A 14,282-nucleotide genomic window follows, 5' to 3' on the forward strand; every position below is an offset into this window, starting at 1 on the left:
CTAGAAACGCATAACATAATGATTCTCAAAAACCCCTGCACCTGAGTGCCAAATGAAATTCAACCGCTGTTCCTTGAGTGGCCACGGCGCTGCTCTGCTCACCCTTTGCCTGCTTCCAGCCGGCAACCTGCTGGCCCAGGAGCTGGAGCTGCCCAGCCAGGACATCGTCGCCTCCCCCATCGCCGATGTAGACGGTTACCAGGCCAAGCGCGCCAGCACGGCAAGCAAATCCTCAGTCGCACTCAAGGATGAGGCTCAGTCGGTACAGGTGGTGACCCCGCAGACCATCGAGGACTTTCAGCCCAACACGCTGGACGATGCGCTGAAGTTCGTCAGCGGCATCAGTCAGGGCAATACCCTGGGCAACACCCGTGACGCCCTGATCAAGCGCGGCTTCGGCAACAACTCCGACGGTTCGGTGCTGCGCGATGGCGTGCGCTCCAACCTGTCGCGCAGCTTCGGCGCCACCACCGAGCGAGTGGAGGTGCTCAAGGGCCCGGCTTCACTGCTGTATGGCGCACTGGAGCCCGGCGGCCTGATCAATGTGATCAGCAAGCAGCCGCAGTACGTGCAACGTACCAAGATCGGTGGCACGGCCTTCGGCGAAGGCGGCGGCAGCCTGAGCCTGGACACAACCGGGCCACTGGGCGACAGCGGCCTGGCCTATCGCCTGGTCGCCGAACGGCAGAGCCGCGATTACTGGCGCAACTACGGCGTCGACCAGCACACCCTGGTTGCGCCCTCGCTGAGTTGGGTCGGCGAGCGCGCCAGCCTGACCCTGGCTTACGAATACAACGACTACAGCACCCCGTTCGACCGCGGCACGGTGTTCGTCGACGGCCACCCGGCCGATATCGACTACGACAAGCGCCTGGGCGAGAAATGGGAAGGCAATGAAGGCATTGGCGAAAGCGCCAGTGCGCGTTTCGAGTACGAGCTCAGCGACGCCTGGAAGACCCGCCTGACCTACGCCTGGAACAACGATCGCTATGATCTGGCCATCGCCCAGCCGGTCTCGCTGAGCGGCAACCAGCTGCTGCGCACCGCCAACGGCGGCCAGTACGACTACGAAACGCGTTACGCCAGCCTCGATTTCATCGGCCAGCAGCGCCTGTTCGGCCAGACCCACGAACTGCTGCTGGGCATCGACAATGAGGTCAACGACAACTTTCGCGGCACCACCTACCGCAACCCCAACGGCACCCGGCGCAACATCGACATTCACAACCCCCACTACGGCGACCTGGGCGAGCCCAGCGTGGTCGACGCCAACCGCAGCAACACGCGCAACGAGCTGACCTCCACCTCGCTGTACTTCAAGGACAACTGGCACCTGAACCAGCAATGGATCCTGGTGCTCGGTGGCCGTTATCAGCACTACGACCAGTACAGCGTGCAGGGCCTCGCCGCCGACCGCGAACCGAGCCTGGACAGCAACGACCAGACCTTCATCCCCTTCGCCGGGCTGGTCTACAAGCTCGACGACGCGCTATCGCTGTACGGCAACTACAGCCGCTCCTTCGTGCCAAACACCACCGTCGACGACCAGAACAACGTGTTCGACCCGGAGGAAGGTCGCAGCTATGAAGTGGGCGCCAAGTACGACCTCAATCCGAACCTGAGCCTGAACCTGGCGCTGTTCGATATCGTCAAGAAAAACGTAGTCACCAACACCAACGTCGGCGGTCTGAGCATCAGCGAGGCAGCCGGCAAGGTCGGCTCACGCGGCGTGGAAGTGGATCTGACCGGGCGCCTGGCCGAGCGCTGGCAGATGATCGCCACCTACACCTACACCCACACGGAAATCCTCGACGACCCGAAAAACGAGGGCAACCGACTGACCCAGGCGCCGCGCCAGAGCGCCAGCCTCTACCTCACTCACCACCTGCGTACACCCGAGAGCTTCGGCCAGTGGCACCTGGGCGCCGGCACCCGTTACGTCGGCGCGCGCGCCGGCGACAACGAAAACAGCTACTACATGAGCAGCTACACGGTGAGCGACGCGTTCCTGCGCTGGGACCTGCCGACACGCGACTATGGGACACGCCTGCAGCTCAACGTCGACAACCTGTTCGACAAGCACTACTACCCGTCGAGTACCGGCAGCCCGCTGCAGGTCAATGTCGGTCAGCCGCGCTCGCTACGCCTGTCGGCCAGCGTCGAGTTCTGAGCCTACTGAGCGCCTGTGGAAGGCGCTTCAGCGGCGACTGAAGACCCAATTAAGTTGCCGCTAAACCTCCCACAAGCGACTGAAAAGCCGCTCAAACCGGATCCTCGACCCGCACCTGACGCACCGCAAAACCCAGGCGTTCGCCGAATTCCTCGAGGAACGCCGGGCGCAGTCCGGCATCGGCCCAGCCGTTGAAGATGAAACCCAGGTTGGAAAAGCCGCAGGGTTGCAGGAACAGGAAGCCGTTGATGTCGTCTTCATGCCCGCACTCCGGGCAGGTGAAGTTGTCGGTCTCCCCCGGCCACCACACTTCCAGGCTGTCGAACAACGGCACGCCCACTTCGCGGCGGCATTCGGCGCAGCCCGCCTCTTCGAGAAAGCCGCGCGTCGGCACATAGATGCAGCGCTTGGTGATGATCTCCAGACCATTGTGCGGCTGCCCGTAAGGCAGCAACTCGGGATGCTGGGCGATACGCCGAGCGCCCGCCCCGATGGCGTAGGCCATGCCGTTGCCGCCCTGGCCGCAGGTGGTCGGCAGCGCCTCGACGATCTCCCGCTTGACCAGCCAGCGCAGCATGGCCTGGGCCTTGTGCTCGTGGGCGGGAAGCGTGGATATCTGTGGGACGAGGATCAGTTGCGCGGTCATGGTGTTCGGGCGGCTGGCAAGAAAAGCCGGCAGCTTAGGCGCTGCCGCCAGCAAATCAAGTCCCGCGGCAGATCGCGGCGGCCGCCTGCACCTCACGGCGCGCCAGCCAGCGCGCGCGCAACACGTCATAGCTCCAGTTGAACACCAGAGTGTAAGGCAGGAAAAACAGGATCAGCACGATATCCAGCAGCAACGCCTCGAGCAGACCAATCGACAACCACCAGGCCGCCAGCGGCACCAGGGTGACGACCAGACCGCACTCGAACAGCAGTGCATGGCTGACTCGCACCCACAGGCCGCGCTCGAAGCCCAGGCGCCCCTGTGCGCGGTCGAACAGGTAGTTGAACAGCATGTTCCACAGCATCGCGACGGTAGAAAACATCAGGGTCAGCAGCCCCAGGTGCAGCAGCGGCTTATCCATGAACCAGGCCATGGCCGGCGCACAAATGAGCACGGCGATTCCCTCGAAGGCCAGGGCGTGACCGATGCGCTCACGCAGGGAGCGCGGCAGGGGCTGAGTCATGAAGCGAACCTCGTGATGGCTGACGATGAGCGCTATGATCATCGGCATACCAGGCAACTCAAAGGCAGCAGCCATCGGCTTAACCGATATGAACATATCTCCCGAATCCCTCCAGACCTTCGCCCATGCCGCCAACAGTGGCTCGTTCAGCGCGGCGGCAAGGCGTATGGGCAAGAGTCAGTCGACCATCAGCGAAGCGGTCGCACGCCTGGAAATCGACCTGGGTGTGGCGCTGTTCGAACGCGGCCCGCGCCAGCTGCAGTTGACTGAAGCCGGCGCCAGCTTGCTGGCCCATGCCGAGGAAGTGCTCTGTGCCAGCGATCGCCTGGCGCGACACGCCGCAGGGTTGGCCAAGGGTCAGGAGGCACGCCTGACCCTGGCGCTGTCCGATGCCTACCAGCCCAAACAATACGAGATGCGCCTGCAGGAGCTGGACCAACGCTTTCCCGACCTGCAGTTCGAGAGCCTGATCGCCGAACAGGCCGACGTGCTCGACCTGGTCACTCAGGGCCGGGCACAGCTGGGCCTGATCGCGGCACTGCCGGCCTACCCACCACATATCGCCCACACCCGCCTGGAAATGAGCAGCGAGTTCGGCCTGTTCGTGGCCAAGGACCATCCGCTGAGCAAACTGCCACAGGTGCGTCATCACGACCTGTCGCGCTGGCGCCTGCTGCGCCTGAGCAGCGTCGCCCATGACGATGCGAACAGCGACGACCTGCCCGGCAGCGGCGGACGCTGCTGGGCTGCGCCGGACTACCTGATGCTGCTGGAAATGGCGCGCCTGGGCTTCGGCTGGGCCGAACTGCCCCGGCAACTGGTCGATGCCTACGGTTTTGGCGGCCTGCATGAACTGCCCTGCAACGGCTGGCCGCGCCGGGTCACGGTGGACGCCATCTGGTCGCGCCAGCGTGAGCTCGGGCCGGTGGCAGCCTGGCTACTCGAGCGTCTGCTCGAAGACAGTTGAGCGCCTCTGCGCTTATCATGCCGCCCCATGATCAATGATCCCTTTGCCCGCCTGAACCTCGACCGCGAGGTGCTCAGCGTCAGCCAGCTCAACAACCGCGCTCGCCTACTGCTGGAGGACGTGTTCTCCGGCATCTGGGTCGAGGGGGAAATCTCCAACCTCGCCCGTCCGGCATCCGGCCACATCTATTTCACCCTCAAGGACAGCCAGGCCCAGGTGCGCTGTGCGCTGTTTCGGCAGAACGCCGCGCGCGTGCGCCAGGCGTTGCGCGATGGCCTGGCGGTCAAGGTACGCGGCAAGGTCTCATTGTTCGAGGGCCGTGGCGACTACCAGTTGATCCTCGACGCGGTCGAGCCGGCCGGTGACGGCGCCCTGCGCCTGGCTTTCGAGGCGCTGAAAGAAAAGCTCGGCGCCGAGGGCCTGTTCTCGACCGAGCGCAAGATTGCCCTGCCCGCTCATCCCAAGCGCATCGGCATCGTCAGCTCACCGACCGGCGCGGTGATCCGTGACATCATAAGTGTGTTCGGCCGCCGTGCGCCGCAGGTGGAGCTGAACCTGATCCCCACCGCCGTGCAGGGTCGTGAAGCCACCGCGCAGATCGTGCGCGCCCTGCAACGCGCCGACGCGCAGGGTTTCGATGCGCTGATCCTGGCCCGTGGCGGCGGCTCGCTGGAAGACCTGTGGTGCTTCAACGAGGAGGCTGTGGCCCGCGCCGTGGCCGCCTGCGTGACCCCCATCGTCAGCGCCGTGGGTCATGAGACGGACGTATCCATCGCCGATTTCGTCGCCGACGTGCGCGCGCCGACGCCATCGGCCGCCGCCGAATTGCTGGCCCCCGACAGCAGCGAACTGGTGCAGCGCCTCAACAATCTGCAACGTCGCCTGCTGCTGCAGATGCAGGGTCGCCTGGCCCGCGAGCGCCTGCGCCTGGAGGGTGTGAGCAAACGCCTGCGTCACCCCGGCGAGCGCCTGCGCCAGCAGGCCCAGCGCCTGGACGACCTGGACATGCGTCTGCGCCGCGCCTTCAACCAGCAGCTCGGCAACCAACGCGAACGCCTGGCGCGCCTCGATGCTCGCCTGGCTGCGCAGCATCCGGGGCGCAACCTGGCCCTGCTGCGCCAGCGCCTGGATGGCCTGGCCACGCGCCTGCCACGCGCGATGCAAGCTCAGCTACGCAGCCAGCGCCAGCAACTGGGCGCACTGGCCGCGCAACTGCAGATCGTCAGCCCTCTGGCCACTCTTGGCCGTGGCTACAGCATCCTCCTCGATGAGCGCGGCCAGGCCGTGCGCAGTGCCGCGCAGACCCGGCCAGGGCAACGCCTCAAGGCGCGCCTGAGCGAAGGCGAGCTGGACGTGCGCGTCGAAGACAACCACATACAACCGGCGACCCTGTCGCTACTGGATTGAAAGCCGATGTACAGCGCAACCCGCACACAAATGTTCGCCGGCCTGCTGGCCCTGTTGCTCGCTCTGCCTACCCATGCCGAAGGTTTCATCACCCGCCTGCTGAACAAGCCGGTGCCCGGCGGTGTAGCGGTGATCGACCTGGGCAATCCGGCGCAGGCGCCGAAGGTGCGTTATCAGGGCAAACCGGTGCTGACCGTGTACGAGGACGGCCAGCGCTGGATCGCCATAGTCGGCGTCCCGCTCAGCACCAAGCCAGGCAGCCAGCAGGTCGAGGTCGAAGGCGGCCAGAAGCTGAGCTTCCAGGTCGGCGCCAAGCACTACGCCGAGCAGCGCATCACCATCAAGAACCAGCAGCAGGTCACCCCCAACGCCAAGAACCTCGCACGCATCGAGCGCGAACTGGCCGAGCAGACCCGCGCCTACCGGCAGTTCAGCGCGCGCCAGCCGAGCAACCTGTTGTTCGACAAACCAGTCAATGGCCCGCTGTCGAGCCCCTTCGGCCTGCGCCGATTCTTCAATGGTGAGGAGCGCAACCCACACTCGGGCCTGGACTTCGCGGCCAACCGTGGCACCTCGATCAAGGCCCCGGCAGCCGGCAAGGTCATCCTCATCGGCGACTACTTCTTCAACGGCAAGACGGTGTTCCTCGACCATGGTCAGGGGCTGATCAGCATGTTCTGCCACCTCTCGGCCATCGACGTGAAGCTGGGTGACGAGATCCCGCGCGGCGGCCATATCGGCAAGGTCGGTGCTACCGGGCGCGCCACCGGCCCGCACCTGCACTGGAACGTCAGCCTCAACGACGCCCGCGTCGACCCGGCCATCTTCATCGGCGCGTTCAAGCCCTGAGCCGACGCAGTCTGCAACACCTGCCGTTTGGGTTAAGGGCGTGTTTTTGCTAGGGTACGGCGGCTCAAATGGCCGGCCCTTAAGTCGGCCTTGCTCCTGCCCGCTTCGGAGTCGGAAATGCCGAATGAGCTGAAAATCTGGATGGACTGGCTGAATACGCAGCCAGAACTGCTCACCCTCACTGCCACTTTCGCCCTGATCCTCGCCGCCTGGCTGTCGAACTGGATCGTCAAACGCATTCTGGTACGCGCCATCTACCGCGTGGTCGGCGTAACGGCCCTGGGCCGTCACGGCCAGATCAAGGAAAGCGGCATCATCAAGCGCCTGTCCAACGTCGTCCCGGCGCTGGTGCTCTCCTCCGGCGTGGCCTTGGTGCCTGGCATGCCCGAAGCCGTGGTGACGGTGACGCAGAACGTCTGCGGCGCTTTCGTCGTGCTGACCATCGCCCTGGCCATCGGCGCGCTGCTGGACATCCTCAACACCCTCTACCAGCGTCGTCCCAACGCGCACCTGAAGCCGATCAAGGGTTACCTGCAGGTATTCAAGATCGCCATCTTCGCCATCGCCGCGATCCTGATGGTGGCCACCCTGATCGACCGCTCGCCACTGATCCTGCTGTCCGGCCTCGGCGCCATGGCCGCCGTGCTGATGTTGATCTTCCAGGACACCCTGCTGTCACTGGTGGCCAGCGTGCAGATTTCCTCCAGCGACATCATTCGCGTCGGTGACTGGGTGGAGATGCCCAACCTGAACGCCGACGGCGACGTGATCGACATCGCCCTGCACACGGTCAAGGTGCAGAACTGGGACAAGACCATCACCACCATCCCGACCCGACGTTTCATCACCGACCCGTTCAAGAACTGGCGCGGCATGCAGGAGTCCGGCGGGCGTCGAATCAAGCGCGCTCTTTATCTGGACCAGACCAGCGTGCATTTTCTCAGCGAAGAGGACATCGCACGGCTGCGCCGCTTCATGCTTCTGGATGAGTACCTCGACCACAAGGACCAGGAACTGCAGGACTGGAACACCAAGCTGGCCGAACACGGCAAGGAGGCGGTCAATACCCGGCGCATCACCAACATCGGCAGTTTCCGCGCTTACGTCGAGCACTACCTGCGACACAACCCGAACATCCACCAGAACATGACCCTGATGGTGCGTCAGCTCAGCCCGACTGCCGATGGCCTGCCACTGGAAATCTACTGTTTCACCAACACCATCGCCTGGAGTGCCTACGAAGGTATCCAGTCGGACATCTTCGACCACCTGCTGGCCATCCTCCCCGAGTTCGGCCTGCGCGTGTTCCAGCACCCGAGTGGTGCGGACATGCGTGAATTGCGCCCGAACCTGGTGGCTCAGCAGACAAACTGAGGCACGACGAAGAGGCCGGCCCCGCCCGGCCTCGACCCTCTTCGCGCGCTGCGCAATGTTTCTTCAATCAATCGCCACGCAGCGCCATAAAACGTCTCCACAGCGCAGAATAAGATCGTTTCTACCAATTTTTACGCAATGCTTGCCAGCCTTCCCCAAGATCACTAGGGTTGGCTGCATGAACACTGCACACACCCTCATTCTGCTACGGCAACATCGCTGCCTACGCCTGGTCAGCCCGCGACTGCGGGGCTGAATCTCTGCGGCCATCCGGCCACCGTCGACCGCCCTATTCGTTTTCCCAGACAAGGCGTCTGGACCCAAGGATTCTCACCATGACCATGCTCAAAGACCCGTCGAAGAAGTACCGCCCCTTCACCCAGATCCAGATTCCGGACCGCACCTGGCCGGACCAGGTCATCGACAAGGCGCCGATCTGGCTGTCCACCGACTTGCGCGACGGCAACCAGTCGTTGATCGAGCCGATGGATGCCGAGAAGAAGATGCGCTTCTTCAAATGCCTGGTGGCCGTGGGCCTCAAGGAAATCGAAGTAGGCTTCCCGTCCGCCTCGCAGACTGACTTCGACTTCGTGCGTGAGCTGATCGAGGGTGGCCACATCCCCGACGACGTCACCATCCAGGTGCTGACCCAGGCCCGTGACGACCTCATCGAGCGCACTTTCGAGTCGCTCAAGGGCGCCAAGAAAGCCATCGTCCACTACTACAACGCCTGCGCGCCGAGCTTCCGCAAGATCGTCTTCAACCAGGACAAGGCTGGCGTCAAAGCCATTGCCGTGGCCGCCGGCACCACCATCAAGCGCCTGGCCGATGCCGCACCGGAAACCCAGTGGGGCTTCGAGTATTCGCCGGAAGTGTTCAGCAGCACCGAGATCGACTTCGCCGTCGAGGTGTGCAACGCGGTAATCGGCGTGTTCCAGCCGACCCCGGCGAACAAGCTGATCCTCAACCTGCCGGCCACCATCGAATGCGCCACGCCGAACAACTACGCCGACCAGATCGAGTGGTTCGGCCGTCACGTCGACCGCCGCGACAGCGTGCTGATCAGCGTGCACACGCACAATGACCGTGGCACTGGCGTCGCCGCTTCGGAACTGGCCGTGATGGCCGGTGCTGATCGCGTCGAAGGCTGCCTGTTCGGCAACGGCGAGCGCACCGGCAACGTGTGCCTGGTGACCCTGGCGCTGAACCTCTACACCCAGGGCGTCGACCCCGAGCTGGACTTCTCCGACATCGACGCCGTGCGCAAGGTGGTCGAGGACTGCAACCAGATTCCGGTGCACCCGCGTCACCCCTACGCGGGCGACCTGGTACACACCGCCTTCTCTGGCTCGCACCAGGACGCCATCCGCAAGGGCTTCGCCCAGCAGAAGGAAGACGCACTGTGGGAAGTGCCGTACCTGCCGATCGATCCGGCCGACATCGGCCGTGACTACGAGGCCGTGATCCGCGTGAACAGCCAATCCGGCAAAGGCGGCATCACCTTCCTGCTCGAACAGGAATACGGCATCAGCCTGCCGCGCCGCATGCAGATCGAATTCAGCCAGGTGGTGCAGCGCGAAACCGACCGCCTTGGCCTGGAAATGACTGCCGCTCAAATTTACAAGCTGCTGGAAACCGAGTACCTGCAAGCGACCCAGCCCTATGCTCTGGAAGGCCACCGCCTGCAGGAAGAGAACGGCGAAAGCAGCGTCGAGGTGAAGGTTCAGGTCGACGGCCAGCAACAACGCTGGAACGGCACCGGCAAAGGCGCGCTGGAAGCGCTGGCATCGAGCCTGCCGGTCGCCGTCGAAGTCATGGACTACCATGAGCACGCTATCGGTGGTGGCGCCAATGCCAAGGCCGCTTGCTACATAGAGATTCGTCTGGAGGGTCAGCGCCCACTGCATGGCATCGGTGTCGACGAAAACATCACCACCGCCAGCTTCCGCGCCCTGTTCAGTGCGCTGAACCGCGCCGTCAAGCAGGCCGAGCTGAAAACCGAAGCGGCCTGAACACGACCAGGCTGAAAAAAAGAACCCCGCCAACTGGCGGGGTTCTTCGTTTCTGCTGAGGCTCAGTAGCTGACCACCGGCGAAACCCGCTGGTAGCGGCCGTCCGGAATTTATTGGCGAATTGCCTATGTCCGGTAGCGCATTCGCTGCCACCAGTTCCACCGGCACTGGAGAGGCTGCGTGCTTGAATCAGCTGGAGCCTGCTTTCCGAAGAAGGCCCAAGATAAGGTTTGCTCAGATATCGAAAATCATCAGCACGGCGAACATCAGCGCGGCCAGGCCGATGGTGAACATCAGGCCGATACCGGCCGCCCGCCAGTTGGAAAGCACTGCACCGCCCGCTTCGGCATGCTGCTTGAGATCTACCTCGACCAGATTCTTGGCCAGCATGATCATCGCCATCAGTTGCGCGATGGCGAATGGCATGGCCGGCACCGATTCCGGCAGCACGAAGGCCAATACCAGCGTGACCAGCAGCAATACGACAGAAAGGCCCCACACCAGCGCAACCCGATCGGCCTTGCCGAGCAACTGCAGGTTGTGCGCCAGCAGCCATGCGCCGGCCAACGGCGTGCCGATGAACGTCGCCACACCGATGCCAGCAATGCTGTAGAGCGGCGACCGCGTGGTGGTGGCCGGTTGCAAGTCAGCCTGCGGCGTCTGGAAGGGATTGCTCTGTTGTACGTCCATGTCATGTAGCTCCTGATCAGTTCAAGGTGAAAACATCCGCATCCAGGTGTGCAGGGAAGCGCTCGCGATAGGCACTCAGCGCCTCGCTCGATAGCCGGGTGCGGAATACACCATCGCCATCGCCAGCCGCCAGCAGCGCCTCGCCCTGGAAGTCCAGCACCAGGGAATCGCCAGTATAACCGTGGCCCTTTCCGTCCTCGCCGACGCGGTTCACAGCCGCGACATAGCACAGGTTCTCGATGGCCCGCGCCGGCAGCAGACGGTTCCAGTGCTGACGACGTGCACCCGGCCAGTTGGCGGTGTACAGCAGCAGGTCAGTGCCTGCTGCGTCACGACTCCACACCGGGAAGCGCAGGTCGTAGCAGATCAGCGCTCGCACGCGCCAACCCTTGAGATCGAACACCGCCTGCTGCTCGCCAGCACGGTAGTGCTTGTGCTCACCAGCCATGCGGAACAGGTGGCGTTTGTCGTAATGCGCCACAGAGCCGTCCGGGCGAGCCCAGAGCAGGCGGTTGCGGTAGCTGCCATCGGCGGCCTGGATGATCAGGCTGGCGCAGATCACTGCGTCAATTCGCTGTGCCTGCTCGCGCAGCCAGGCGCTGCTGGGGCCATCTTCCGGTTCGGCCAGCGCCGCCGACTCCATGGAGAAACCGGTGGTGAACATTTCCGGCAGGATCACCAGATCGGCGCCGCGCGCCTGTTCCAGCAGCGCCTGGAAGTGCTCGCGGTTGGCGGCAGGATCGTGCCAGGCCAGGGTGGTCTGGATCAGCGCCAGCTCGATGTCAGGTTTGTTGCTCATTTCGATGCCTCGGAGAATCGGTAGGCGCTCATACAGCGCAAAGTTTCTCGGCAGCCTCGCGCAGGGTGTCCTCACGCTTGGCGAAGCAGAAGCGCACCAGGCGCATATCCTGGGGCGCCGACTGATAGAACACCGATACCGGAATCGCCGCCACGCCATGCTCGCGGGTCAGCCACTCGACCATGGCCACGTCGTCCAGATCCGGGCGAATGGCAGAGTAATCCGCCAGCTGGAAATAGGTGCCCGGTGCGCGGCTGAAGGTGAAACACGAGTCAGCCAGCAGGCCACAGAACAGGTCGCGCTTGGCCTGGTAGAAGGCTGGCAACTCCTCGACATGCTCAGGGTGCGCGGCCATGAATTCGGCCAGACCGAACTGCAGCGGCGTCACGCCGCAAAAATTGACGTACTGGTGAATCTTGCGCAGCTCGGCCGTCAGCGCCGGCGGCGCCACCACGTAGCCGGTCTTCCAGCCGGTCACGTGATAGGTCTTGCCGAAGGAGCTGACCACGAACGCCCGCTGATACAGCTCATCGTGGGCCAGTACGCTGGCATGACGCTGGCCGTCATAGATCAGATGTTCGTAAACCTCGTCACTGATCACATGAATATCGCGCCCACGAATCAGCTCGGCCAGTTTGTCCAGATCGGCGCGGCTCAGCAGCGCACCGCTCGGGTTGTGCGGGGAGTTGAGGAAGATCAGCCGCGTGCGCGGGCCGATGGCATCGGCCAGGCGCTGCCAATCGACAGCGAAATCCGGCAGTGCCAGCGGCACATGCACGCAGCGTCCGCCAGCCAGTTCCACCGAGGGCTCGTAACTGTCGTAGCAAGGGTCGAGCACGATGGCTTCATCACCCGCACGAATCAGTGCCTGCACCGCGCAGAAGATCGCTTCGGTAGCGCCCGGGGTGATGGTGATCTCGCTGTCGGCATCGCGCTGCACGCCATAGCTGCGCGCGATCTTCGCCGCCACCTGCTGACGCAGATTAGGCAAACCGGTCATTGGGCAGTACTGATTGCGCCCTTCCATGACATGACGCGCCACGGCCTCACGCAACGCCTGCGGCCCGTCGAAGTCGGGGAAGCCCTGGGACAGGTTGATCGCGCCGGTCTCCAGCGCAAGCTGGGACATCCGCGTAAAGATAGTGGTGCCGACGTTGGGCAGTTTGCTGACGAGCATCGCGACTTCCTACGAAGAACTAGGCAAGCCGCGAGGATAGCCGAAGGGCGCCACAGGCGGCACCCGCAGCGCTTATGAAAAAGCGTTGGAAGCTTATGCCGTGCGCGCCGGACGATCAGCGGCGCACACCCTGGCGCAAAGATTACTAGCGCTTGTCCTTGCGCTTCTTCTCGGCCTTCTTGTGGTGGCTCATCAACCGGCGCTTCTTGTTCACCTGGCGATCCGTGAGCTTGTTCTTGTTGCCCTCGTAGGGGTTTTCGCCGCCCTTGTACTCGATGCGGATCGGCGTACCTACCAGCTTGAGCACGCGGCGGAAGGTGTTTTCCAGATAACGGCTGTAGGCACGCGGTACAGCGTCGACCTGGTTACCGTGAATCACGATCAGCGGTGGGTTGGCGCCACCCAGGTGGGCATAGCGCAGCTTGATGCGGCGACCGTTGACCAGAGGCGGTGCATGGTCGCTGACGGCATCTTCGAGAATCTGCGTCAGGCGGCTGGTCGGCCAGCGGGTGATGGCCGACTTGAACGACGCCTGCACCGACTTGTACAGATGGCCGACGCCGGTACCGTGCAGGGCGGAAATGAAGTGGATGTCGGCGAAGTCGACGAAGAACAGCCGGCGCTCCAGCTCGGTCTTCACGTAATCCTTCTGCCCCTGATCCATGCCGTCCCACTTGTTCAGGGCGATGACCAGGGCACGACCGCTTTCCAGCACGAAGCCGAGCAGGTTGAGGTCGTGGTCGACCACCCCTTCGCGGGCGTCCATGACGAACACCACGACGTTGGAGTCCTGAATGGCCTGCAGCGTCTTGACCACGGAAAACTTCTCCACGGCCTCGAAGATCTTGCCGCGACGGCGCACGCCGGCGGTGTCGATCAGGGTGTACTTCTCTTCGTCGCGCTCGAAGGGAATGTAGATGCTGTCACGCGTGGTGCCGGCCTGGTCATAGACGATGACCCGCTCCTCGCCAAGCATGCGGTTGACCAGAGTGGACTTGCCGACGTTCGGCCGACCGATGATGGCCAGCTTGATGCCGTCCTTCTCGCTCGGCCCGGGAATGCGCTTGGCCTCCTGGCCTTCGAGCACTTCCTCCTCTTCTTCGGCACCCTCTTCCAGCTCGCCAGCGTCCTTGGGGAAGGCGCCGAGCACCACTTCCAGCATCTGGGTGATGCCACGGCCATGCGCACCGGCAATCGCCAGCGGCTCGCCCAGGCCCATGGGGCTGAACTCGGCGCGCGCCAGGTCGACGTCGAGGTTGTCGACCTTGTTCACCACCAGGAAGCTCTGCTTGTTACGACGCCGCAGGTGCTCGCCGATCATCTGGTCGGAGGCGGTCATGCCGGCGCGCGCGTCCACCAGGAACAGCACGGCATCGGCCTCTTCGATGGCCTGCAGCGACTGCTCGGCCATCTTCGCGTCGATGCCTTCCTCGTCACCAGAGATACCACCGGTGTCGATCACGATATAGGTGCGCCCCTGCCACTTCGCCTCGCCATACTGGCGGTCGCGGGTCAGACCGGACAGGTCGCCGACGATGGCGTCGCGGCTGCGGGTCAGGCGGTTGAAGAGCGTGGACTTGCCGACATTCGGCCGGCCCACCAGGGCAATTACGGGAACCATCAGGCTCTCCACTCGGTTAATTCAGAAAATGCAAAGGCCGCTGCATG

Annotated in this window: 12 protein-coding genes; 6 read left to right on the forward strand and 6 right to left on the reverse strand. The window is 63.7% G+C overall.

What is annotated here, in order from left to right:
• The first annotated feature begins 52 nt into the window (after window positions 1–52).
• Entirely contained in the window at window positions 53–2,170 is a 2,118-nt protein-coding gene (locus ACN8M7_RS22800) for a TonB-dependent siderophore receptor (RefSeq protein WP_490262256.1), read from the forward strand.
• A 91-nt stretch (window positions 2,171–2,261) separates the two neighbouring features.
• Here the strand turns inward: ACN8M7_RS22800 and ACN8M7_RS22805 are convergent, their stop codons facing one another.
• A complete protein-coding gene (locus tag ACN8M7_RS22805; RefSeq protein WP_490262257.1) occupies window positions 2,262–2,816 on the reverse strand; it encodes a sugar ABC transporter ATPase in 555 nt (184 codons plus the stop codon).
• A gap of 55 nt (window positions 2,817–2,871) precedes the next feature.
• A complete protein-coding gene (locus ACN8M7_RS22810; protein WP_490262258.1) occupies window positions 2,872–3,339 on the reverse strand; it encodes a multidrug/biocide efflux PACE transporter in 468 nt (155 codons plus the stop codon).
• A gap of 88 nt (window positions 3,340–3,427) precedes the next feature.
• On the opposite strand from ACN8M7_RS22810, the gene ACN8M7_RS22815 reads away from it, so the two are divergent.
• From ACN8M7_RS22815 to leuA, 5 genes are all read left to right on the forward strand, one after another.
• Window positions 3,428–4,306 carry a LysR family transcriptional regulator gene (locus ACN8M7_RS22815; protein ID WP_490262259.1) on the forward strand — a complete coding sequence of 293 codons (879 nt, stop codon included), beginning with the start codon at window positions 3,428–3,430 and terminating at the stop codon, window positions 4,304–4,306.
• 27 nt (window positions 4,307–4,333) lie between these two features.
• Window positions 4,334–5,713 carry an exodeoxyribonuclease VII large subunit gene (gene xseA / locus ACN8M7_RS22820; protein WP_490262260.1) on the forward strand — a complete coding sequence of 460 codons (1,380 nt, stop codon included), beginning with the start codon at window positions 4,334–4,336 and terminating at the stop codon, window positions 5,711–5,713.
• A gap of 30 nt (window positions 5,714–5,743) precedes the next feature.
• Window positions 5,744–6,562: a peptidoglycan DD-metalloendopeptidase family protein gene (locus tag ACN8M7_RS22825; RefSeq protein WP_490262309.1), complete on the forward strand. Its 819-nt coding sequence runs from the start codon at window positions 5,744–5,746 to the stop codon at window positions 6,560–6,562.
• 117 nt (window positions 6,563–6,679) lie between these two features.
• Entirely contained in the window at window positions 6,680–7,936 is a 1,257-nt protein-coding gene (locus tag ACN8M7_RS22830; RefSeq protein ID WP_061241150.1) for a mechanosensitive ion channel family protein, read from the forward strand.
• Between the two features lie 335 nt (window positions 7,937–8,271).
• Window positions 8,272–9,948 (forward strand): 2-isopropylmalate synthase, encoded by a 1,677-nt coding sequence (leuA, locus tag ACN8M7_RS22835; protein ID WP_061241149.1) that lies wholly within the window; start codon window positions 8,272–8,274, stop codon window positions 9,946–9,948.
• A gap of 234 nt (window positions 9,949–10,182) precedes the next feature.
• Here the strand turns inward: leuA and ACN8M7_RS22840 are convergent, their stop codons facing one another.
• The 4 genes from ACN8M7_RS22840 to der all read right to left on the reverse strand — a co-directional run bounded on the left by ACN8M7_RS22840 (window position 10,183) and on the right by der (window position 14,235).
• On the reverse strand, window positions 10,183–10,638 hold the full coding sequence (locus ACN8M7_RS22840) for a hypothetical protein (RefSeq protein WP_490262261.1): 456 nt from the start codon (window positions 10,636–10,638) through the stop codon (window positions 10,183–10,185).
• Between the two features lie 16 nt (window positions 10,639–10,654).
• On the reverse strand, window positions 10,655–11,437 hold the full coding sequence (locus ACN8M7_RS22845) for an amidohydrolase (RefSeq protein ID WP_490262262.1): 783 nt from the start codon (window positions 11,435–11,437) through the stop codon (window positions 10,655–10,657).
• A gap of 28 nt (window positions 11,438–11,465) precedes the next feature.
• Complete coding sequence (locus tag ACN8M7_RS22850; RefSeq protein WP_490262263.1) at window positions 11,466–12,614, reverse strand: pyridoxal phosphate-dependent aminotransferase; 1,149 nt, start codon at window positions 12,612–12,614, stop codon at window positions 11,466–11,468.
• Between the two features lie 145 nt (window positions 12,615–12,759).
• Window positions 12,760–14,235, reverse strand: coding sequence for a ribosome biogenesis GTPase Der (gene der, locus ACN8M7_RS22855; protein WP_490262264.1), 1,476 nt, complete (start codon window positions 14,233–14,235; stop codon window positions 12,760–12,762).
• Between the last annotated feature and the right edge of the window lie 47 nt (window positions 14,236–14,282).

Origin of the sequence: Pseudomonas spartinae, from assembly GCF_965197125.1 — a bacterium.
Lineage (GTDB): Bacteria > Pseudomonadota > Gammaproteobacteria > Pseudomonadales > Pseudomonadaceae > Aquipseudomonas > Aquipseudomonas composti_A.

Excerpts from the sequence above, each read along its gene's own strand:
- ACN8M7_RS22830 (WP_061241150.1), top strand. The coding sequence starts at position 6,680 with ATGCCGAATGAGCTGAAAATCTGGATGGACTGGCTGAATACGCAGCCA.
- leuA (WP_061241149.1), top strand. The coding sequence starts at position 8,272 with ATGACCATGCTCAAAGACCCGTCGAAGAAGTACCGCCCCTTCACCCAG.
- ACN8M7_RS22845 (WP_490262262.1), bottom strand. The coding sequence starts at position 11,437 with ATGAGCAACAAACCTGACATCGAGCTGGCGCTGATCCAGACCACCCTG.
- der (WP_490262264.1), bottom strand. The coding sequence starts at position 14,235 with ATGGTTCCCGTAATTGCCCTGGTGGGCCGGCCGAATGTCGGCAAGTCC.
- ACN8M7_RS22840 (WP_490262261.1), bottom strand. The coding sequence starts at position 10,638 with ATGGACGTACAACAGAGCAATCCCTTCCAGACGCCGCAGGCTGACTTG.
- ACN8M7_RS22825 (WP_490262309.1), top strand. The coding sequence starts at position 5,744 with ATGTTCGCCGGCCTGCTGGCCCTGTTGCTCGCTCTGCCTACCCATGCC.
- xseA (WP_490262260.1), top strand. The coding sequence starts at position 4,334 with ATGATCAATGATCCCTTTGCCCGCCTGAACCTCGACCGCGAGGTGCTC.
- ACN8M7_RS22800 (WP_490262256.1), top strand. The coding sequence starts at position 53 with ATGAAATTCAACCGCTGTTCCTTGAGTGGCCACGGCGCTGCTCTGCTC.
- ACN8M7_RS22805 (WP_490262257.1), bottom strand. The coding sequence starts at position 2,816 with ATGACCGCGCAACTGATCCTCGTCCCACAGATATCCACGCTTCCCGCC.
- ACN8M7_RS22815 (WP_490262259.1), top strand. The coding sequence starts at position 3,428 with ATGAACATATCTCCCGAATCCCTCCAGACCTTCGCCCATGCCGCCAAC.
- ACN8M7_RS22850 (WP_490262263.1), bottom strand. The coding sequence starts at position 12,614 with ATGCTCGTCAGCAAACTGCCCAACGTCGGCACCACTATCTTTACGCGG.
- ACN8M7_RS22810 (WP_490262258.1), bottom strand. The coding sequence starts at position 3,339 with ATGACTCAGCCCCTGCCGCGCTCCCTGCGTGAGCGCATCGGTCACGCC.